At 60.5% G+C, this 20459-nt stretch carries 19 protein-coding genes; 6 read left to right on the forward strand and 13 right to left on the reverse strand.

The features are described 5' to 3' along the window. Positions 1 to 152: 152 nt before the first annotated feature. The 11 genes from AB1E33_RS02865 to AB1E33_RS02915 all read right to left on the reverse strand — a co-directional run bounded on the left by AB1E33_RS02865 (position 153) and on the right by AB1E33_RS02915 (position 12896). Complete coding sequence (locus tag AB1E33_RS02865) at positions 153 to 560, reverse strand: hypothetical protein (protein ID WP_372575735.1); 408 nt, start codon at positions 558 to 560, stop codon at positions 153 to 155. A 280-nt stretch (positions 561 to 840) separates the two neighbouring features. Then, positions 841 to 1257, reverse strand: a complete 417-nt coding sequence (locus tag AB1E33_RS02870) for a hypothetical protein (protein WP_445758217.1) — start codon at positions 1255 to 1257, stop codon at positions 841 to 843. Positions 1258 to 1296: 39 nt separating this feature from the next. Continuing rightward, positions 1297 to 3294 (reverse strand): RNA polymerase sigma factor RpoD, encoded by a 1998-nt coding sequence (rpoD, locus tag AB1E33_RS02875; protein WP_372575736.1) that lies wholly within the window; start codon positions 3292 to 3294, stop codon positions 1297 to 1299. A 112-nt stretch (positions 3295 to 3406) separates the two neighbouring features. Further along, positions 3407 to 5359, reverse strand: coding sequence for a DNA primase (gene dnaG / locus AB1E33_RS02880; protein WP_372575737.1), 1953 nt, complete (start codon positions 5357 to 5359; stop codon positions 3407 to 3409). 1 nt (position 5360) lies between these two features. Further along, positions 5361 to 5696: a hypothetical protein gene (locus AB1E33_RS02885; RefSeq protein ID WP_372575738.1), complete on the reverse strand. Its 336-nt coding sequence runs from the start codon at positions 5694 to 5696 to the stop codon at positions 5361 to 5363. Between the two features lie 35 nt (positions 5697 to 5731). Next, positions 5732 to 6277, reverse strand: coding sequence for a sarcosine oxidase subunit gamma (locus tag AB1E33_RS02890; RefSeq protein WP_372575739.1), 546 nt, complete (start codon positions 6275 to 6277; stop codon positions 5732 to 5734). Beyond that, positions 6270 to 9203 (reverse strand): sarcosine oxidase subunit alpha family protein, encoded by a 2934-nt coding sequence (locus AB1E33_RS02895; protein WP_372575740.1) that lies wholly within the window; start codon positions 9201 to 9203, stop codon positions 6270 to 6272. The genes AB1E33_RS02890 and AB1E33_RS02895 overlap by 8 nt, the downstream gene beginning before the upstream one ends. Next, positions 9200 to 9463, reverse strand: a complete 264-nt coding sequence (locus AB1E33_RS02900) for a sarcosine oxidase subunit delta (RefSeq protein ID WP_372575741.1) — start codon at positions 9461 to 9463, stop codon at positions 9200 to 9202. The genes AB1E33_RS02895 and AB1E33_RS02900 overlap by 4 nt, the downstream gene beginning before the upstream one ends. Positions 9464 to 9520: 57 nt before the next feature. Beyond that, complete coding sequence (locus AB1E33_RS02905) at positions 9521 to 10774, reverse strand: sarcosine oxidase subunit beta family protein (protein ID WP_372575742.1); 1254 nt, start codon at positions 10772 to 10774, stop codon at positions 9521 to 9523. Positions 10775 to 10889: 115 nt separating this feature from the next. After that, on the reverse strand, positions 10890 to 11459 hold the full coding sequence (locus tag AB1E33_RS02910; RefSeq protein ID WP_372575743.1) for a DUF6151 family protein: 570 nt from the start codon (positions 11457 to 11459) through the stop codon (positions 10890 to 10892). Positions 11460 to 11465: 6 nt separating this feature from the next. Then, a complete protein-coding gene (locus AB1E33_RS02915; RefSeq protein WP_372575744.1) occupies positions 11466 to 12896 on the reverse strand; it encodes a Glu/Leu/Phe/Val family dehydrogenase in 1431 nt (476 codons plus the stop codon). 435 nt (positions 12897 to 13331) lie between these two features. On the opposite strand from AB1E33_RS02915, the gene AB1E33_RS02920 reads away from it, so the two are divergent. From AB1E33_RS02920 to AB1E33_RS02930, 3 genes are all read left to right on the forward strand, one after another. Beyond that, on the forward strand, positions 13332 to 15044 hold the full coding sequence (locus AB1E33_RS02920) for a pilus assembly protein TadG-related protein (RefSeq protein WP_372575745.1): 1713 nt from the start codon (positions 13332 to 13334) through the stop codon (positions 15042 to 15044). Next, complete coding sequence (locus AB1E33_RS02925) at positions 15041 to 15577, forward strand: TadE/TadG family type IV pilus assembly protein (RefSeq protein WP_372575746.1); 537 nt, start codon at positions 15041 to 15043, stop codon at positions 15575 to 15577. Before AB1E33_RS02920 ends, AB1E33_RS02925 begins: the two co-directional genes overlap by 4 nt. A 91-nt stretch (positions 15578 to 15668) precedes the next feature. Further along, positions 15669 to 16130 carry a pilus assembly protein gene (locus tag AB1E33_RS02930; RefSeq protein WP_372575747.1) on the forward strand — a complete coding sequence of 154 codons (462 nt, stop codon included), beginning with the start codon at positions 15669 to 15671 and terminating at the stop codon, positions 16128 to 16130. Here the strand turns inward: AB1E33_RS02930 and AB1E33_RS02935 are convergent. Continuing rightward, the gene (locus tag AB1E33_RS02935) at positions 16127 to 16597 is read right to left on the reverse strand and encodes a hypothetical protein (protein ID WP_372575748.1); all 471 of its coding nucleotides are present in this window, start codon (positions 16595 to 16597) and stop codon (positions 16127 to 16129) included. The genes AB1E33_RS02930 and AB1E33_RS02935 overlap by 4 nt on opposite strands. Positions 16598 to 16695: 98 nt before the next feature. On the opposite strand from AB1E33_RS02935, the gene AB1E33_RS02940 reads away from it, so the two are divergent. Further along, positions 16696 to 17874, forward strand: coding sequence for a 4Fe-4S double cluster binding domain-containing protein (locus tag AB1E33_RS02940; protein ID WP_372575749.1), 1179 nt, complete (start codon positions 16696 to 16698; stop codon positions 17872 to 17874). 9 nt (positions 17875 to 17883) lie between these two features. Here AB1E33_RS02940 and AB1E33_RS02945 read toward each other — a convergent pair whose 3' ends face one another. Next, positions 17884 to 19065, reverse strand: coding sequence for an adenylate/guanylate cyclase domain-containing protein (locus AB1E33_RS02945; RefSeq protein WP_372575750.1), 1182 nt, complete (start codon positions 19063 to 19065; stop codon positions 17884 to 17886). A 138-nt stretch (positions 19066 to 19203) separates the two neighbouring features. Here AB1E33_RS02945 and AB1E33_RS02950 point away from each other — a divergent pair, with 138 nt between their 5' ends. Both AB1E33_RS02950 and AB1E33_RS02955 read left to right on the forward strand, forming a co-directional pair. Then, on the forward strand, positions 19204 to 20115 hold the full coding sequence (locus AB1E33_RS02950; RefSeq protein WP_372575751.1) for a pirin family protein: 912 nt from the start codon (positions 19204 to 19206) through the stop codon (positions 20113 to 20115). Positions 20116 to 20165: 50 nt separating this feature from the next. Then, positions 20166 to 20456 carry an antibiotic biosynthesis monooxygenase family protein gene (locus AB1E33_RS02955; RefSeq protein ID WP_372575752.1) on the forward strand — a complete coding sequence of 97 codons (291 nt, stop codon included), beginning with the start codon at positions 20166 to 20168 and terminating at the stop codon, positions 20454 to 20456. Positions 20457 to 20459: the final 3 nt, after the last annotated feature.

The following is a 20459-nucleotide window of genomic DNA, read 5'->3' on the forward strand; positions in this document are numbered from 1 at the left end:
CTTGGATGTAAGATAGCTTGGATTGCATGCTAGTCCCATAGTCTCATTACGAAATTTCCGTTATCGACGGGGCGGCCCTGAGGCCGTACGGTCAATCACTGATAGGCAAGGGTCGATTTCACCTGAGCAACGATAAAGAAAGCACCGTTGGCTTAGTCCATGCGAAACGGGATCTCAGCGCACCGAGTATTCGCCAACTGGATTGACACATTTGCCCCGGCTTGAAAACTGAAACCGCTTTCTCTGGGTGCAAGGCCTGTGTCTTTGGGATCAAGCGTGAATTGGACCGAAGTCGGGCGTCCCGTGGTGACGCTTCGGCCATAGCCCCGCTCTACATAGAGTGACTGACGCCAGTCCGCCCCCAGACGTCGCACCGCATACTCTGATGCCGCGCACCAGATGCGGTCCGTATTTGTCGCGCCTCTCGGAATGGCCTCAAAGACATTGGCATTCACCTGATTGATGTTAACCCGGTTGGACACAAAATCCGGAGTTGCCCCCGAAGCCAGAGTAGCTTGTGTAACAACAGCGAGTGCCGCGGGAAGAAAGAGTGTTTTCATGGCGATACATCCTGTCTGATCTGAACTTACCTATAGATAGGTGTCTCGCGCCGCGAGGAAACGGCGCGTCACGTGCTTGTCAGCGACTTTGCCCAATATCGCAAAAAACCCGCTGGAAAACCAGCGGGTTCAAGGGCTTGTCGATGTGATCGGAGCTTACTGATCCAGGAAAGACCGCAGCTTGCGTGACCGGCTGGGGTGTTTCAGCTTGCGCAGCGCCTTGGCCTCGATCTGCCGGGCGGGTTTGGGAGTTCGATGCTTTGAAAGTTAGAAAATACTTCTAGAAATCAAGAACAAGTAGGCCCGACCCAATCAACGCTCCGAACACAACAAACAAAGAACCTAACAAAAGCCGCGTGTTCGTCGGTGCAAAATACTGTGTTGGTTCCGAAGGATTGACCAACAGACCAATTGTGTCGCCGGGCTGCCAGTTTCCCGTTTCCTTGATCTCGCCTGAATGGACAGAACCGTTCATCGAATAGTTGAAGCGAACGATTTGCATGTCTTCATTATCCCGGGCATCACTGACATGGCCTTTCGTATGCTGCCAAAACCCAGCTGCGATAGCGGGCGGCAAGACCATGGCCATTCCAAGACAAAAGAAGCCCCAGCCGAAAAAGCTTAGGGCCCTAGGCCCGAGGATCAATCCGAACTTGTAAGCAATGAAAGTGGCCAAACAGGCCAGTCCCATACTCAAGAAGATAGTCTCTAGCCGCGCGATCAAATGACCAGAATTCTATTGATCAAGGAACGAGCGCAGCTTGCGCGACCGGCTGGGGTGTTTCAGCTTGCGCAGCGCCTTGGCCTCGATCTGCCGGATGCGTTCGCGGGTAACACTGAACTGCTGACCGACTTCTTCCAACGTGTGGTCGGTGTTCATGCCGATACCGAAGCGCATCCGCAGGACCCGCTCCTCGCGCGGGGTGAGCGAGGCAAGCACGCGGGTCGTAGTTTCCTTGAGGTTTTCCTGAATGGCGCTGTCCAGCGGCAGCACGGCATTCTTGTCCTCGATGAAATCGCCCAGCTGGCTGTCTTCCTCGTCACCAATCGGTGTTTCCAGTGAGATCGGTTCCTTGGCGATCTTCATCACCTTGCGGACCTTTTCCAGCGGCATCTGCAGCTTTTCGGCCAGTTCTTCCGGCGTTGGTTCGCGCCCGATCTCGTGCAGCATCTGGCGACCGGTGCGGACCAGCTTGTTGATCGTCTCGATCATGTGGACCGGGATACGGATGGTGCGGGCCTGATCCGCGATGCTCCGGGTGATCGCCTGACGAATCCACCAGGTTGCATAGGTCGAGAACTTGTAGCCACGGCGGTATTCGAACTTGTCCACCGCCTTCATCAGGCCGATGTTACCTTCCTGAATCAGATCAAGAAATTGCAGCCCGCGGTTAGTGTATTTCTTGGCAATCGAAATCACCAGGCGCAGGTTCGCCTCGACCATTTCCTTTTTCGCCTGACGCGCTTCCTTCTCGCCCTTCTGGACCTGTTGGACGATGCGGCGGAATTCGCTGATATCCAGACCAACATACTGACCCACCTGCGCCATGTCGGCGCGCAACTCCTCGACCTTGTCGGTTGAGCGTTCGATGAACATCTGCCAGCCCCGGCCCGGCTTTTCGGCCATCTCGGCCAACCAGTTCGGATCAAGCTCGCGTCCGCGATAGGCATCGATGAACTCGCGGCGGTTGATACGGGCCTGGTCGGCCAGCTTCACCATCGCACTGTCCAGCGACATTACCCGGCGGTTGATGCCATAAAGCTGGTCGATCAGCGCCTCGATCCGGTTGTTATGCAGGTGAAGCCCGTTCACCAATTCCACGATCTCCGAGCGCAGCGCCTGGTAGATGTCTTCGTCCGTGGTGCTGAACGAGCCATCCTCGTTCAGCGTGGCTGAAATGCGGTTGTCCTGCATTTCGCTAAGTTGCGCGTAATCCGACGAGATCCGCTCCAGCGTGGTCAGCACCTGATCCTTCAGGGCCGCTTCCATCGCCGCGAGCGACATGTTGGCCTGTTCGTCCTCGTCGTCATCGTCGTCCTGGACAATCGGGTTGCCATCGGCATCCAGTTCCGGCCCTTGATCGGTATTGGCCGGTTTCGTCGAATCTATTGGCGCCGCGGCGGGCGCGACAACCGGTGCTTCGGTGTCTTCCTCGTCACCCAGCTGGTTGCCAAAGGTGGTTTCAAGGTCGATCACGTCGCGCAGCAGAATGTCTTCGGATAGAAGTTCGTCATGCCAGATTGTGATCGCCTGGAAGGTCAGCGGGCTTTCGCACAGCCCCGCGATCATCGTGTTGCGCCCGGCCTCGATCCGCTTGGCGATAGCGATCTCGCCTTCGCGGCTGAGCAGTTCGACGCTGCCCATCTCGCGTAGATACATGCGGACCGGGTCGTCGGTGCGATCCAGCTTTTCGGTGGCGGCGCTGGCCAGCGTGACCTCGCGCGCACCCTCGGTGGTGACCAGATCGGTCGAGCCTTTCTGCTCTTCCTCTTCGGCCTCTTCATCCTCGATGATATTGATGCCCATTTCCGAGAGCATCGACATCACATCCTCGATCTGTTCAGAGCTGACCTGATCGGGCGGCAGCACCTGATTGAGCTGATCGTAGGTGATGTACCCCTTCTCGCGGGCCTCTGCGATCATCTTCTTGATCGCGGCCTGGCTCATGTCCAGCGATGTTTCAGGTTCCTGTTCGTCGGGCTTGCGGTCGTCGTTGGTGTCTTTGGCGGCCATTCAATGCTCCTGCAGGGCTGGGTGATTCGGCTGAAACGAATCATTAGCGCGAAGATCTGATTCGGCTACCCGTTTACCCGCTTTTTTCTACGTGTTCCTTAGCAAAACGCCCCTAACGGCGTTTTCGTTCAAAGTTGATTCCCGAAACGATAGCATCCAGAGCGTCTCGTTCGTCCCGCTTGATTCGCGCGCCATTGTCGGCCACGTCGAAGATCGCCTTGTCCTCATTCTGCGAGCGACTGGCGCGATTGTGCTCTTCGGCGGCCTGCGCCACGCGCCAGGTCACCGCCTCGTCTTCGAGCTCGGCAATCTCTTCACGTGCTTCTGCCATCTCAGCGGTCAGCCCGCGCAGTGCGGTGAGTTTTGCGAGTTCTTCAGCCAGAGTCATCTCGGCCAGTTCGACATCGCCAGGTCGGCGCACGCAGGGGCTGATGGCGACATGGCGAAGCCTATGCAGGTTTTCAAGGGCCTCGGGGCCAAGCGCCTCGCAAATTCGGTCCGACAGTTGTTCCGGCGCATCAATCGCATGGAGTAAGACCGCGTCGCGCAGTGCCGCGTAGTCGGGATCGCGGCATTCCATCTCTTCGATTTGCGCCTCGAACTGGACCACGATTTCGGGCGTTGCGATGGCGGCCGCCAGAATGACGGCCTCGCGCATCTGGATCTGGCTCTGTTCGCCTTGCGACGCCAGCAGCGAGGCGCGGGTTTGTGGCAGCGGCGTCGGCTTGGGTGGCTGCCATTTGCCGCGCGGCTGCCAGTTGCCCTGTTTCGGTTTGCGCTGCGGGCGGAACAACTCCCAACGCAAGTCCTTGATCTCCTGCCCGTAATGCGACCGAATCGACGGGTCGCGGATCAGCTTGATCTTTTCGCGCAGTCTCTTGTCCAGCGCCGCCTTGCGTTCGGGGCTGTCAAAAACCTTGCCTTCGGTTTCGCGCTGCCAAAGCAGGCGCACCATCGGCACCGCGCTCTCCAGCACGGTTTGCACCGCCGCCGGCCCTTCTGCCCGGATCAGATCGTCGGGGTCCTTGCCTTCGGGCATCAGCGCAAAGCGCAGGGATTTTCCCGCCTCCAACAGCGGCAGGGCCAGATCGACCACCCGCATCGCGGCACGCAGACCGGCGGTATCGCCATCCAGCGCGATGATCGGCTCATCGGCGATGCGCCAGAGCAGTTGCAACTGATGTTCGGTAACTGCCGTGCCCAGCGGCGCAACCGAGGCGCCAAAACCGCCCTCGGCCAGTGCAATTACATCCATGTACCCCTCGGCCACGATCAACGGCAGGCCCTTGCCCGCTGCAGTACGCGCGGGCCCGTGATTATAGAGGCTCCGCCCCTTGTCAAAAAGCTCGGTCTCGGGCGAGTTCAGATATTTGGCATTGTCATTGGGGTCCATCGCACGGCCACCAAACGCAATGCAGCGCCCGCGCACATCGCGGATCGGAAACATGATCCGGTTGCGGAAAGTATCATAAGGTTTGCCACCCTTGGTCGAGGGCTTGACCAGCCCCGCGCCGATGATCAGGTCTTCCTCGACGTCCTTGCCACGTAGATGATCCCACAGGCCTTGCCAACCATCGGGGGCAAAGCCGATCTCCCACCGCTCGGCAGCGGCCCCGTCCAGACCGCGCCGCACCAGATAGTCCCGCGCCGCCGTCCCTGCTCCGGTCTTGAGTTGCAGGCGGAAAAACTGCACCGCCTGTTCCATCACTTCGGCCAGTTGCGTGCGGCGGTCCTGTTTCTCTTGTGCCTTCGGGTCGCGCGCAGGCATTGGCATACCCGCCTCGCGCGCCAGGATCTCTACCGCTTCCATGAACGAGACATTCTCGGTCTCTTGCACAAAGCTGATCGCATCGCCCTTGGCGTGGCAGCCGAAGCAGTAATAGAACCCCTTGCGATCATCGACGTGGAAGGAGGCGGTTTTTTCGTGGTGGAACGGGCATGGTGCCCACATGTCGCCCTTGCCCTGATTGGATTTACGCGGGTCCCACATGACCTTGCGCCCCACCACCTGTGACAGGCTGGCGCGGCTGCGCAATTCATCCAGAAAGCCGGGCGGCAGCGACATATCAGTTCTTCAGCTGTTTCTGCATCTTCTGGATCTTATCCCAGTTCTCAAGACATTGGGTCTGCAATTGCGCGCCCAGATCGGTATTTCGCAGATCACGCTTATTCTGCTGGTAGACCCAAGGCACGAATTGCGGAATCGCGGCGCTGTATTTCGCGGGCCAGGTCGGGTTGCTGGCCGCGATCGTAGCCGCCACATCTGCCTCTTTCACCCGGTCCAGCCGCGCCTTCTGGATCGCCTGGATGACCTGGGCCTGATAACCGCAGCTTTCCTCCTTGGTTTCCTTGGCCAGAACGGGCGTCGCTAACAGAGAGGCTGCAAGCACATAGCGGATCATGGGTATACTCCGGAATCAGTAAAGACCCGGCAAGACTACCCGCGCGCTGCCACGGCTTCCATCGCCGTTTTCAGATCATGCACCAGCGACGCCGCCATGGACCTGAAAACAAGGATCAAAAAGCCGCTGTCATCGACCCGCGAGATCGACCCGCTCATGTGAAAGATCATGCTGCGCACGGTGTGACCCCGCTTGAACTGCGGCCGCCGCAGATCGACCGGTACCAGACGCGCCAGCACATCCTCGGCGCCCGCACCCTCCAGCCGCACCATGGCCCAGCCATCTGACTGATCGGTGATCGCGGCATGCTCGCCCAGCCCCGGATCAGGGTCCGGCCCCATCAGCAGGGCCTGCCCCTGACCGAACCAGAGCGCCCGCGCACCCGCCTTGCCCGTCACCCGATTGGGCGCGGGGAAACCCATGCCATGCGCCGCCTTCAATACGTCTGAGAGCAATTTCTGCCGCCCCTTGTAGGGCGAAAGCGCGGTCAAGCGCGCGCTCGCCTCTTCGGTCAGCGAGACCGGTCCGATCGTCACGGGCAGCAGCCCCGCGCAGGGTGTTATCTCCTTGAGCTCAACCACGCATCCGCCCTCCATCCGGGTCAAAGAAGATCGGGTCGACCACTTCGCACAGCGTTTCGACCCCGCGCAGATGGTCGGTCATCTTGACCACCTCGCCATGACGCGCCCGTCCGTTTCTCAGAAATCCCAGCCCCAGCATCGTGCCCAGCGTCGGCGAGAAACAAACCGAGGTCAGATAGCCCTGGTCGTTCTGCCGTACCGGCTTGTCCTCTTCGCGATAAAGATGCGCGCCTGCCAACAATTCGCGGCTTTCGCCCACCGGTTTCAGGCCCACCAGCTGCTCGCGGCTGTCTTCGGTCATGCCGGGGCGCTCGGACATGGTTTTGCCGATGCAGTCCTTCTTGGCCGAGACCATGCGACCCATACCGATGTCGAACGCGGTTATACGCCCGTGAATCTCGGCATGGGTGATGAAGCCTTTCTCGATCCTGAGAACGTTCAGCGCCTCCATCCCGTAGAGCCCGCCACCCTCGGCCTCGGCGGACTCTGTCAGCGCCTCGAATAAGCTCTCGCCATAGCGCGACGGCACCGCAATCTCGTAAGCCTGCTCGCCTGAGAAAGAGATGCGAAAAAGCCGCCCCTCGACATCGCCGATGCGCACCGGACCGCAGGCCATGAACGGCCAGTCCTCATCCGAGAGGTTCTGGCCCAGAACGGCCTCGAGAACCGCGCGCGATTTCGGGCCGGCCACGGCAAATTGCGCCCAGTGTTCCGTGACCGAGGTGAACCGCACGTCCAGATCGGGCCGCAGCCCCTGATGCACGAAATCCAGATGCCGCATCACCTCGCCCGCCGCTGCGGTGGTCGTGGTCATCAGATAGTGATGCTCACCCAGACGCGCGGTGGTGCCGTCATCCATGACATGGCCATCCTCGCGCAGCATCAGCCCATAGCGCACGCGGCCCACCTTCAGGGTCGAGAACATGTTGGTGTAGACAAAATCCAGAAACGCCGCCGCATCGGGGCCCTGAAGATCGATCTTGCCCAGGGTCGAGACATCGCAGATGCCTACCGCCTCGCGCACCATGCTTACCTCGCGGTCGCAGGATTGCCGCCAGGTGGTCTCTCCGGAGCTCGGGAAATAGCTGGGTCGGTACCAGAGCCCCGCCTCGACCATCGGCGCATTGCGCGCAACGCTCACCGGATAAGAGGTTGTGAAGCGTTGCGGCGCGAAACCCTCGCCCTCGCCACCGGCGCCCAGCGCGGCGATGGCAGTCGGCGTGTAGGGCGGACGGAAACTGGTGGTTCCGGTCTCGGGGATGGCCCGCCCGGTTGCGTCCGCCAGTACCGCCAGTGCAGCAACGTTCGAGCTTTTGCCCTGATCGGTGGCCATGCCCTGCGTCGTGTAGCGCTTCATGTGCTCGACCGAGCGGAAGTTTTCGGTGGCCGCCTGTTTGACGTCCTTGACGGTGACGTCGTTCTGAAAGTCGAGCCAGCCCCGCCCGCGCCCCGGCACGGCCCAGAGCGGCGACAGCGTGTCCGCTGCATCCTCGGCCTGCGGGATCGGCATATCGACGGGCGTGATGTTCAGGTCCGCCAAGGCTGCGCAGGCGACCTCGGCCCCTTGGCGCAGACAGGCGGCGGTCGAGAACGCGCCGTTGCAAGCACCTGCGGCACGCAGTCCCGCCACAGCGCCGTCCCGCGGGACAAAGGCTGCGATGTCGTGCCGCCAGTCCGGGCGGCCATTCATGTGGCAGGTCAGGTGCAGCGACGGATTCCACCCGCCGGTCACCGCCAGGCAATCGGCCTGTATCCGGTCAATCCCGCTGGCGCGCCGCAGGGTGATCGCCTCCAGCCCCTTGCGCCCCGAGGTGTCGCAGACCTGGGCGTCGCGATAGACCGGATAGTCATCCGACAAGGGTGCATCGTGGCGGCTATCGATTATTGCCGCCACATGAACGCCCGCCTGCAACAGATCGCGGGCGGTGCGGTGAATGCCATCGTTGTTGCCGAAGATCGCCACGCGCTTGCCCGCCGCGACGCCCCAGCGGTTCAGGTAGGCCCGCACCGCCCCCGCCATCATGATGCCGGGCCGGTCGTTGTTGCGAAAGGCGATGGGCCGTTCCAGCGCGCCTGCCGCCAGCACCGTGCGTTTTGCAACGATCCGCCAGAAGGTCTCGAGCACCGCACCAGAGGGGCATTGACCGCTATGATGCGACACCCGTTCCAGCGCCGAGAACGTGCCTTGATCATAGGCCCCGGTCACGGTGGTGCGCGTCATCAGCCGCACATTGGGCAGCGCGCGCAACTCCTCCAGCGCCTTATCGACCCAGAGCACACCCGGCTGCCCGTCCACCGCAAGCGTTTCAGCCAGCAGGCGACCGCCCATCCGGGCGTCTTCATCGGCCAGAATGACATCGGACCCGGCGCGGCCCGCCACCAGCGCCGCCATCAGGCCAGCAGGGCCCGCTCCGATCACCAGCAGATCGCAGAAGGCATAGGCCTTTTCATAGCGGTCGGTATTGGACGCACCCGACAGTGCGCCCAGTCCCGCCGCGCGCCGGATCACCGGCTCATAAAGTTTCTCCCAGAAACTGCGCGGCCACATGAAGGTCTTGTAATAGAACCCCGCCCCAAGAAACGGCGCCGCCAAATCGTTCACCGCCATCAGATCGACATCGAGGGACGGCCAGCGGTTCTGGCTGCGCGCGGCAAGCCCTGGATAGATCTCCTGCACCGTGGCGCGGATATTGGGCTCCTGACGGCCGCCATCGCCCAGAGTGACCAGCGCGTTGGGTTCCTCGCTGCCCGCCGTCAGCACGCCGCGCGGACGGTGATATTTGAAGGAACGCCCCATCAGCCGCACATCATTGGCCAGCAGGGCCGAGGCAAGCGTGTCGCCCTCGAAACCGGAATACGCCCGGCCATCGAAGGTGAACGGCATCGGTTTGTCCCGGTCGATCAGCCCCTTGCCCGCAATCCTCATGAGCGCGCCTGCGACGCAAGCTCGGTTTTCAGGACCGCATGGGTCACGGTGTTGCGGGTCACCACCAGCCAAGCGCCGCAGCCGCCCTCGTGATACCAGAGGTCGCGGGTTTCGCCCGCCGGATTGTCGCGCAGATAGACAAAGCTGTCCCAGGCCCCGGCCCCTGCATCGGGCGCAGGGCGCTCCAGATCGACCGCAGCCCCGCGATAGTAGAACTCGCGCCGGTCGCGCTCGCCGCAATGCGGGCAGGTGATCCTCATGGCGCTATCCCATGTTTGCTGGTTCTGAACATTCCCAAATCCGGCTTGCGCCGGCCCCTAGTGTAGATTGTGCTGAGAGCCTTTACCCTCTTCGTCGATGATCCCGCGCCCGGTGCGGAAACGGTCCAGCCGGAAACCGGTTGCGTTTTCGTGGTATGTCCCGGTCGCGATGAGATGGGCAAAGACATTGCCCGAGCCTGGCACCGCCTTGAAGCCGCCGTAGTTCCAACCGCAATTCAGGTAGAGGCCCTCGGTATTAGTTCGGTCGATGATCGGTGAGCCATCGGGTGACATGTCCATGATCCCGCCCCAGCTGCGCAGGACCTTCGCCTTGCCGATCATCGGCATCAGGGTCACCCCCGCCTCCATCACATGTTCGACCGTGGGCAGGTTGCCGCGCGCAGCATAAGAGGCGTAGAAATCCAGATCGCCGCCAAAAACCAGACCGCCCTTGTCGGACTGGCTGATATAGAAATGGCCCATACCGAAGGTCACCACATGGTCGATGCATGGTTTCAGCCCCTCGGTCACAAAGGCCTGTAGCACATGGCTTTCTATCGGCAGGCGCATGCCCGCCATCGCCGCCACCTGCCCAGACCGACCCGCAGCGACCATCGCGACCTTTTTGGCCCTGATCGGACCGCGCGAGGTCTGCACGCCGGTCACCGCTCCGTTTGCGATGTCGATGCCGGTGACCTCGCAGTTCTGGATCAGATCAACGCCGCGCTGATCCGCGCCACGCGCAAACCCCCAGGCCACCGCGTCATGCCGGGCTGTTCCCCCGCGCGGATGATAGAGCCCGCCATAAATCGGGAAGCGTGAATTGTCGTATTTGAGGTAGGGCAACATCTTGCGCAGTTCGTCACGCCCCAGCAGGATCGCGTCGTCGCCCTGGCTGATCATCATGTTGCCCCTCCGCGCCGCCTCATCGCGCTGACCGTCCGAGTGGAACAGGTTGATGACGCCGCGCTGCGAATGCATGACGTTGTAATTCAGGTCCTCTTCCAACCCTTCCCAGAGCTTCAGCGAATGGGAATAGAACTCGGAGTTGCCAGGCAGAAAGTAATTGGCGCGCACGATGGTGGTGTTGCGCCCGACATTGCCGCCACCGATATAGCCCTTTTCAAGCACCGCGATATTGGTCAACCCGTGTTCCCTGGCCAGGTAATAGGCGGTGCTCAACCCATGCCCACCACCGCCGATGATCAGGATGTCGTATTCCGATTTCGGCTCGGGATCGCGCCAGTGCGGCGCCCAGCCCTTGTTGCCGGTCAGCCCCTCTTTCAGGACCCGCAGCCCGGAAAACCGCATGTGTCACCCTCCCCGTCGGCGCGATGAAGCGCGCCTCTTCAGGACTATAGGCGGATTGGGTCCGGACCTAAGCGGTTTTCGACAGATACTTGTCCATGACCGACCCGATCGCAGATCACCTGCGCGGGGCAAGCTCTGGCGTGACCACCGGGTGTCCGGTTGCGTCGAAAAACGGCGTTCTGCGGGTTTGCGCGCTGAAGCCCGCCTTGAAATGCCGCCACAGGATCTTGGCCGTCAGCGCCGCCATGCCCCGTGCTTTCACCCCGGCTTCGGCCGCCTCTGCGCTGACATTGACCACGGCCGTGGGTGGCCCCATCACCTGCGCCATCTCACCGGGTTTGTAACCGGCCAGCAGCGTGCCCACAAAGCGCAGTTTCGGACCGCCCGTGTTGGCAAGAGGGGTGTTGCAGCAATTGGCGTACCAGCGATAGGTCCCTTTCGGCGTCAGCCGCAGGCAGGCAAGGTTTTTAACACCCTCGGTCAGCTCCAGCCGGGCCGGAAGGGTCTGATAGATCGCGGTTCCGCCGTTCTCATCCAGGATGTGATCGGCGCCAAGAAGGCGGGCAAAGGCCTGACAGTCCTTGCAGTAGCAGTCAACGCGCGCGCCATTTCGCGGTGAAACACCGCGCACGACACCGCGCAGCTTGCCACATGCGCAGCCGAAGGTCAGATCCCTGCCCGCCATGATCGGTCAAAGCCCTTTGGCCCGATAGCTGGCCGCGACCTTTTCGATCGAGACAATATAGGCCGCCGTGCGCAAGTCCTCGATATCGGCCCGGTCATGCCAGACATCGCGCATCGACTGATAGGCGATCCGCATCGTGTCATCGAGACCCGAGCGCACTAGCTCCAGCTCGCCCGCGCCGCGCAGATACTTGTTCTTGAACTCCGGCGTCATCGACCAGGCGTCGCCCAGATACCGATCCAGACGCTCCAGCTCGTCGATCACAAGCTGGTGCCGCGCCTCTTCCTGGCGGCGCTGCATCCGGCCAAAGCGGATATGGCTGAGGTTCTTGACCCATTCAAAATAAGATACGGTCACACCACCGGCATTGGCATACATGTCGGGAATGATGACGCAGCCTTTCTTGCGCAGCACCTCATCTGCGCCCGCTGTGACCGGGCCATTGGCGGCCTCGATGATCAGCGGCGCCATGATGCGCTCGGCATTGCCGAGGTTGATGACCCCTTCCAGCGCCGCCGGAATGAGGATGTCGCAGTCCTCCTCCAGCAGAACCGCACCGTCCTCCACATGGGTGGCATCCGGGAAGCCCGACACACCGCCATGTTTGACGATCCAATTGCGCACGCCCTCCACATCCAGCCCGTCAGCGTTGAAGATACCGCCGTCGCGCTCGATGATGCCGATAATCTTGGAGCCGTCCTCTTCGGCCAGGAACTTGGCGGCGTGGAAGCCCACATTGCCCAGGCCCTGCACGATCACGCGCTTGCCGTCGAGCGAGCCGGTCATGCCAGCCTTTGCCATGTCGCGCTTGTCGCGGAAAAACTCGCGCAGGGCGTATTGCACGCCGCGCCCGGTGGCTTCGGTCCGGCCCTGGATGCCACCCGCATTGATCGGCTTGCCGGTGACACAGGCGCGGCCATTGATGTCGGTCGTGTTCATGCGCATGTACTGGTCCGCGATCCAGGCCATCTCACGCTCGCCGGTTCCCATATCGGGGGCCGGCACGTTCTGCGAGGGATGGATCAGGTCGCGTTTGGCCAACTCGTAGGCAAAGCGGCGTGTGATCTGTTCCAGCTCATGTTCATCATACTGTCGCGGATCAATGCACAACCCGCCCTTCGAGCCGCCGAACGGCGCCTCGACCAGCGCGCATTTGTAGGTCATCAGCGCCGCCAGCGCCTCGACCTCGTCCTGGTTGACCGACGGCGCGTAGCGAATACCGCCCTTTACCGGTTCCATATGCTCGGAATGCACCGAACGGTAGCCGACGAAGGTCTGGATCTGACCGCGAAGCCGCACACCGAACCGTACCGTGTAGGTGGCGTTGCAAACCCGTATCTTTTCTTCGAGGCCCGGAGGCAGGTCCATAAGGGCCACCGCCCTGTTGAACATCAGATCCACACTCTCACGAAAACTGGGTTCGTTCCTTGGGCTCATATTGGTCCTCCCTGACCTTCTGCGACTCGAGATACACACCGAGTATTTTTTTCACCTTAAGCAGGTTCGGCACAGCTATGCGACATTTTTGAGCACTCCGGTAACGTCTCTTTCAGGTCTCTGACACGAATCGCTCGGCCAGAGGGCAGCATTGTGGCACTGTCGCCTCGCGGGAAACAGAAGCCCGAATGCACGCTTAAGTGTCCTCGAAAAGCCCCTATTCATCTACCTTTAGGGCGGGTTTTGCCCCATTATCGCCATGTTCACAGCGCATCTAGGTTAGTCGAAGAAACTCTTCGGAAGTGGATCAAACGATCCGGGGGATAGAGGTGTAGTATGCGCAAACATGTTACTGAACCGCACGTATGGGGGCGTCGTGCGGTAAAAGAAATTCAAAAACGCAGTAAGTCTTTTCTGTCAGATGACACGGGAACCATGACGATTTTCTCGTGCTACATTTTCTTGATTATCGTCGCTTTGGGTGGAATCGGCGTCGACGTGATGCGTCACGAGCGCGACCGGGCCCGCCTTCAGAGCGTTCTTGACCGGGCCGTGCTGGCTGCCGCCGACCTCGATCAGACCCAGGACCCCAAGGACGTGGTCATGGATTATCTGACAAAGGAGGGGCTGCAGGAGTACATCGATCGAGACACCGACATCATCGTTACCCCGGAACGATCAGGCGAAGAGAATATCGGCCCGCTGGGTTACCGGATCGTCGAGGCCACGGCCCGGTCCAGCTTCCCGACACAATTCATGCACATCTCCGGTGTCGACACATTAAGCGTGCAGGCCCACAGCATTGCCGAAGAACGGATCGGCGAGGTCGAGATCTCGCTGGTGCTCGACGTTTCGGGTTCAATGAACGATCATAGTCGCCTTGTCGACCTGAAGGTTGCGGCGAAGAACTTCGTCAACCAGATGTCGGCGAATACTCGTGACGGTGATCTTTCGATCTCGATCATCCCCTATGCGACGCAGGTGTCTTTTCCGGACAGCATGTTGCCCTATCTCAGCCTGAGCGGTCAGAATGATCATGCCAACTGCCTCAACTTTGCAGATGACGAGTTCCTGTCGACGTCCATGGACCTCTCGCGCGAACGCGAGCGCACGCTTCATATGAGCTCTTGGAACTTTTCCAGCAGCACGTATTCGTATGATAACCGACCAAACGCTCAGCGCGTGCACTTTGAGATGTGCGACGATGGTGTTCGCTTCGAAAGCCCGCACAACGAGACCGACGCCAGCGTTCCCCGCAACAATCGCGAGATCTTGCTGTTCCAGAAGGACGCCGGCGCAATCAATAGCTATATCGACGACCTGACGGCCTGGGGCAACACATCGATCGATCTGGGCATGAAATGGGGCTCGGCCTTGCTTGATGACAGCGTCGCCGACATGATTGCCGGCATGGCCGACGGATCCGAGAGCGCCACTATTCCCAGTGATTTTGCCGATCGGCCATCCTCATACAGCAGCGGCGACGCGATGAAGGTGATCGTGTTGATGACCGATGGTGCAAATACCTATCAGGGTGCGATCAAAGCGCCCTACCGGGAAGGACCGTCGACTATTTGGTGGAATGCCCAGGAAGAGGTCTATTCCAGCTACAAGGAATCGACCAACCAGTATTACTGGCATCACGAAGGTATCTGGCAGGACCATGCCTATGGCGCGCAGCCCGGATCGGAGTATGACATCCAAACCCGTGTTCGCGTCTGCAATTACTATGGTTGCTGGTACGAAAACCAAACCGAAACCAAAGAAGAAGGTGGAAACGCGACACGGCTTGATTATGTCGAGCTCTGGGAACAGACCACCGTCCGCTTTGTGCGCAACCTTCTTGATGACTGGATGGGCAGTTCCGGCGCGAACAACTGGTACAACTCGGTTGTCGACTGGACCTACAGCGAAACCAAGGATCAGCGCGTCAGAGCGATGTGCGATCTGGTGAAATCCGCTGAGCGCGGCACTTATATCTATAGCATTGCCTTCGAGGCTCCGGCAGCGGGCGCGACCCTGCTGGACTACTGCGCAAGCTCGGACAATCATTTCTACAAAGTCGGTGACGCATCCAATGAGGTGACGATTGACCAAGCCTTCTCGTCCATCGGATCTTCGATCCGCAAACTGAGGTTGACACAATGAAACCTCGTTTCCTGAAACGGCTCCGCCGTTCTCTAAGAAACGAGGACGGCACTGCGACCATCGAATTCGTGATTGTGTTTCCCGTCTTCATTTTTCTGATCGCCTCTGGCGCCGAGATGGCGATGCTTAACATCCATCGTGGGATGCTGGAGCGGGCCGTGGACATCACGGTGCGTGACATCCGGCTTAGCACTGGCACCACCTTCGAGCATGACGGTGTCAAGCAGACCATTTGCGAAAGGGCAGGCTTCATTAAGGATTGTGACAGCAATCTAAAGCTGGAGCTGGTGCCTCAGGATCCCCGTGCCTCGTTGACCATCACGGGTGAGGTCGATTGCGTCGACCGGGACGAGGAGATCAACCAGCAGTACAAATTCGAGAATGGTCAAAGCAACGAGTTGATGGTGATGCGCGCTTGCGTCAAGATCGCTCCGGTCATGCCCACAAGTGCGCTTGGTACTGCCTTGGCTGACAACGACGACGGAAAATACAGGCTGGTCGCAACAACCGCCTTTGTGCAGGAGCCTCAGTAAAACCATGGTACCTTTTATTGCACACAGACTTAGGCGCTTCTGGAAAGAAGAAAACGGCGTAGTTTCCTTCGAAGCCCTGTTGGTAATGCCAATGCTGTTTTGGGCTTTCCTGGCAGTATTTACCTTCCTCGACGCCTATAGAAGCAACGCGATGAACCTCAAGGCGGCCTATACGATCGGTGATCTGGTCTCGCGCGAGACCGAAGTGATCAACAACACCTATATCGATTCGATGGCCACCATGTTCAGGCTTATGGCCCAGCCCAACTCGGAAAGCCGCATGCGCATCAGCGTCGTGCACTACGACGAGGAGACCGACGGGTATTATCTGGACTGGTCGGCAAATCGCGGCTTTGCGGATGAACTGGATGACACTCAGCTTGCGGAAATTCGCGACCGCCTGCCAATCATGCCAGATGAGGAACGGGTCATTCTGGTCGAGACTTCCAACACCTATGTTCCGCCCTTTGCGGTTGGTGTGGATATCACCGACATGGAAAACCTTGTTTTCACCCGGCCCCGTTTCACTGGTCTGGTGCGAGCAGAGCTTTAGTTCCGCTCCGCCATCAGGGTGGCGATGGCCTCGGCCATGAATCTGCCCTGAGAACCGGGCGTGACCCCGCCGATACCGATACGGCGTCCCAGACGCCACCAAAGCCCCGGTTGCCAGTTACGGCCACCGGGTTTTTTTGTGCGCAGCAGGAACCCGTTTGACGGTTTGAAGGCAAACGCGCCGCGATCCAGTCCCTCGATTTCGGTAATCTCGGTGATCACTTCTCCTTCGCTGCTGCGCAGTTGGGTTGCGGTCAGTTCGATCCGATGTGCAGTCGCCCGGTACAGACGCAAAGCGAGCCAGACCGACACGCCCCCTGCCCCGATCAGAAACAACTGCCATCCCGGCGCAGGCGGCGTTGCCAGCGCGACATAGAACAGCAAAGCCCCAAGAGCGCCCAGCATGAAAATCGCCAACCAGCGCCGGGGCGCAGATGCTTCAACCACCGCCAAAACCTCATCCGACATGCTGCCACTCCACCTGTTCCGCCCGTCTGCCTACCGCATCACACAGCCAGCGAACAGGGGGGATTGCCCGGCCTTCCCCACGCCGCTAGCCTGACCGTATGATCTACCCTGCCAATCGCGACGACTTGACCCGGCCAAGTGATGCCGCCGCCGGGATCGAGGTGACGGACGCCTTCGAGCGCTTCAGCCAGCGCAACGACATCTTCACGCGCGCGATGTGGGACGAGCAAGTCAAATCCAAACATAGCGAGAGGTTCTTCAACTCCTATCGGATGGACGCGACGCCGCGTCGGGGCGACGGATTCTCGCAGCGTGATTTTGCCCTGCGCAACGCGGCCTGGCTGATCTCGGACGTGATGACCAACCGCCATGCCGATCAGGGGCGGCGCGAAGGGTTTCAGGCCGCGATCAGCGATGACACTCCGGTTGCGCCGAAGGCGCTCGAAATCGATGATCCAGAAAAAATGTCGTCGGAAATCAAGCGCGTGGCCGCCTTTTTTGGTGCAGACCTCTGTGGCATCACCGAGTTGGACGCGCGCTGGCTTTACATCGCGCGCGTGGACACCCGCGACATGAGCGAGGCGCCGTCGGACCTGCCCGAAGGCATGACCTCGGTGATCGTGCTGGGGCATGAGATGGACAAGGATCTGGTCGCCACCTACCCCTCGGCGCTGGCCGGAGCGGCGACGGGCCGGGAATACAGTCATGAGGCGTCGGTTGTGATGCAGGTGGCGGGGTATATCCGCAATCTGGGCTACCGGGCGGTGCCGTCGATGAATGACACCGCGCTGGTGATCCCTTATGCGATCAAGGCGGGCCTCGGCGAGTATGCCCGCAACCAGATGGTGATCACACCGGACTTCGGCCCGCGCCTGCGGTTTTCCAAGATCTTCACCGATCTGCCGCTTGCCCATGACCTGCCGCGCCCGCTGGGCGTGCGGGCATTTTGTGACATCTGCACCAAATGCGCCGATGCCTGCCCGGTCAAGGCGTTGCCCTATGGTCCACCGTCGACCGAAACGGCCAATGTCTCGGCGATCAAAGGCGTGCGCAAATGGACCTCGGATGCCGAGAAGTGCTTTTCATTCTGGGCCAAGCTATCCACCGATTGCGCGATCTGCATGCGGGTCTGCCCGTTCAACCGGGACTATTCGCGCCTGCGCGACCGGCTCTGGCTGAAACTGGCGCTGTCGCCCCTGCGCAGGTTTGCGCTCTGGCTCGACCGCAAACGCGGCGGGCGGGTCAAGCCAAGTGCCTGGTGGGGTGGAGAAGATTAAGTTCGAACCTTAACCACAATAATTACATGCGAAAATCTCTTTCGGATGGTCGATCCCCTTTAGCGAATGAGCACCGATCGAGCGTCCCTCCCGTTCGATACGCTGCCGGAATTCCTGCGACATCAACAATGTCTCGTCCGCAGAGCTGCAGAGGGCAGCGATCCGCGCCGCGATGTTCACGTCGCGCCCGACAACCGTATAGTCAAGCCGCATCCCCGACCCGACATTGCCATAGGCGACCTCGCCGAAATGCAGCGCGATGCCGACCTCGAATTCGCCCCGCTCTGCAACACGGCGCAAGCCTTCGCTTGCCGCCAGCAAAGCACGCGCACAGGTCTCGCGCCCGTCTTCATCGGCCCGAAATATGGCCAATACGCCGTCTCCGATAAGCTTCAGAACCTCGCCACCGTTTTCCTCGACTGCCGGAATGATGCAGTCGAAATAATCGTTCAGAAACTGGGTGGCCGCCTCGGCGCTCATGCTAGAGGTCAGCTCGGTGAAACGCCGCATATCAGCAAACAGAATCGCCGACCGGATATGCATCACCTCGCCGCGATGCACGTCGCCGGAAATGATCCGCCTTTGCGGTTCTTCGCCCACATACATCCGCAGCGATTCGCTCATCGCGCGATGTGTGGCAAGCAGCTCCTGACAGGCGGCGAGCGCCGGGAACACGGCGTGCAGAAAGGCCAAATGCGCCTCCGAGAACCCGCCCCTGGCCCGCGTTGCGAAGCTGAATGTGCTGGCCATGCCATTGCGCATGAAAACCGGGGCCATGGCGTAGTGGATATAGCCGGCTTCTTTCAGTTCGAGCACGATTTCATAGGTGTCGTCGGCGGTATCGGGCAGCCACAGAACCTCCCATTCGCCGGTATCATGCACCTTGGCGGCGGGCGATCTGGCATAGCCTTTGCCGCTGTCCTCGTTATAGGGAAACATGTAGCTGCGCGCGCCTTGCCCGCGCTCCCAGAACCGCGCGCTCGCAACGGCTTCGGCATGCAGCAGCGGCACGATCGACGTTGCGCGATCAAGGGGCACGCCAGCCGCCCGGATGCGTTCGGACATCGAGGTGAGCACCTCGTCGGCGTCCTGCGCCTTGGTGCCCTCGACCAGCATGTACTCCATCAACCGCAACGCCGCGCGTAGGGCGTCAGGCGCAAGCTTGGAAAGGATATCGGCGGATCCCTGCATCGGCAAAGTTTAGGCAATTCGCCGGATCGCCGCCAGCACCCTGCGCAAATTCGCACAGGACCCGTTTGGCTCGTGGCAATTGTGTTGCCGGGTGAAACCCATAGTTTTGCGCCAAACCGACGTTTCAGGAGACGGGATATGTCCCTCAGACCCACTATCGAAACCCGCAAAGCCATGCCGCATGTCGAAGGGGCCGGTGTGAAGCTGCACCGCGCCTTTGGTTTTCAGGACCCCAGCGAGCTGGATCCGTTTCTACTGTTCGACGACTTCCGTAATGACCGCCCCGAGGACTATCTGCGCGGCTTTCCCTGGCATCCCCATCGCGGGATCGAAACGATCACCTATGTGCTGTCGGGCACCGTCGAACATAGCGACTCGCTGGGCAATTCTGGCACTCTGGGCGCGGGCGACGTGCAATGGATGACTGCAGGATCAGGGATCATGCATCAGGAGATGCCACACGGCAACGCGATGGGCCAGATGCACGGCTTTCAACTCTGGGGCAACCTGCCCGCCAGCCAGAAGATGACCGCACCGCGCTATCAGGACGTGGCCGCGGCCGAGTTCCCCGAGGTGATCGACGATGATGGCACGCGCGTGAAGGTGATCGTGGGGTCGTTCTGGGGCAAGACCGGCCCGGTAGACGGTATCGCCGCAGACCCGCAATATCTGGATATCCGGGTACCGGCGGGCGTACGCAAAACCTTTCGTATCGACACCTACCGGCGCGCTTTTGCCTATGTGTTCGAAGGTCAGGCCGCGTTTGCTGATGCCGCTGCCCCCTCGGGCGTGTTGCTGGAGAAAGAGGTGGCGGGCGAAGAGGTCAATATCCGCGACATGTCCGGCGACCGCACGCTTGTGCGGTTCGGCACCGGGGATGAGATCACGGTGCAGGCAGGTCCCGACGGCGTGCGGTTTCTGCTGATCTCGGGCGCGCCAATTGCCGAACCGGTGGCCTGGCACGGGCCGATCGTGATGAACACGCAGGCCGAGTTGCAACAGGCGATGCGCGACCTCAGAAACGGGACGTTTATCCGCCCGGCACACTGAGATTGACGCATCTATGCTAGAATGGCCTCCACCAGACGAGGGAGGCCAACATGATCATCCGCATATTCCGCGCCGTTATCTATGAGGAACGCGTGGACGAGTTCCGCACGTTCCTGACCCAAACCGCACTGCCCCTGATGCGCGAGCAATCAGGGCTGGTCTCGATCACCGCCGGACTGCCCCGGCCAGAAACGCCAAACGAGTTCTGTCTGGTGATGGTTTGGGACTCAGTGGCCTCGCTGGCCGCGTTCGCTGGAAAGGACTGGCAGAAACCGCATGTAATGCCGGAAGAGGAAGGCATCGTGCGCGACCGCTTCCTGCATCATTTTGACATGGCATAGCTG

The sequence above is a fragment of the Ruegeria hyattellae genome (assembly GCF_041537925.1).
In the GTDB taxonomy this organism is placed as follows: domain Bacteria; phylum Pseudomonadota; class Alphaproteobacteria; order Rhodobacterales; family Rhodobacteraceae; genus Ruegeria_C.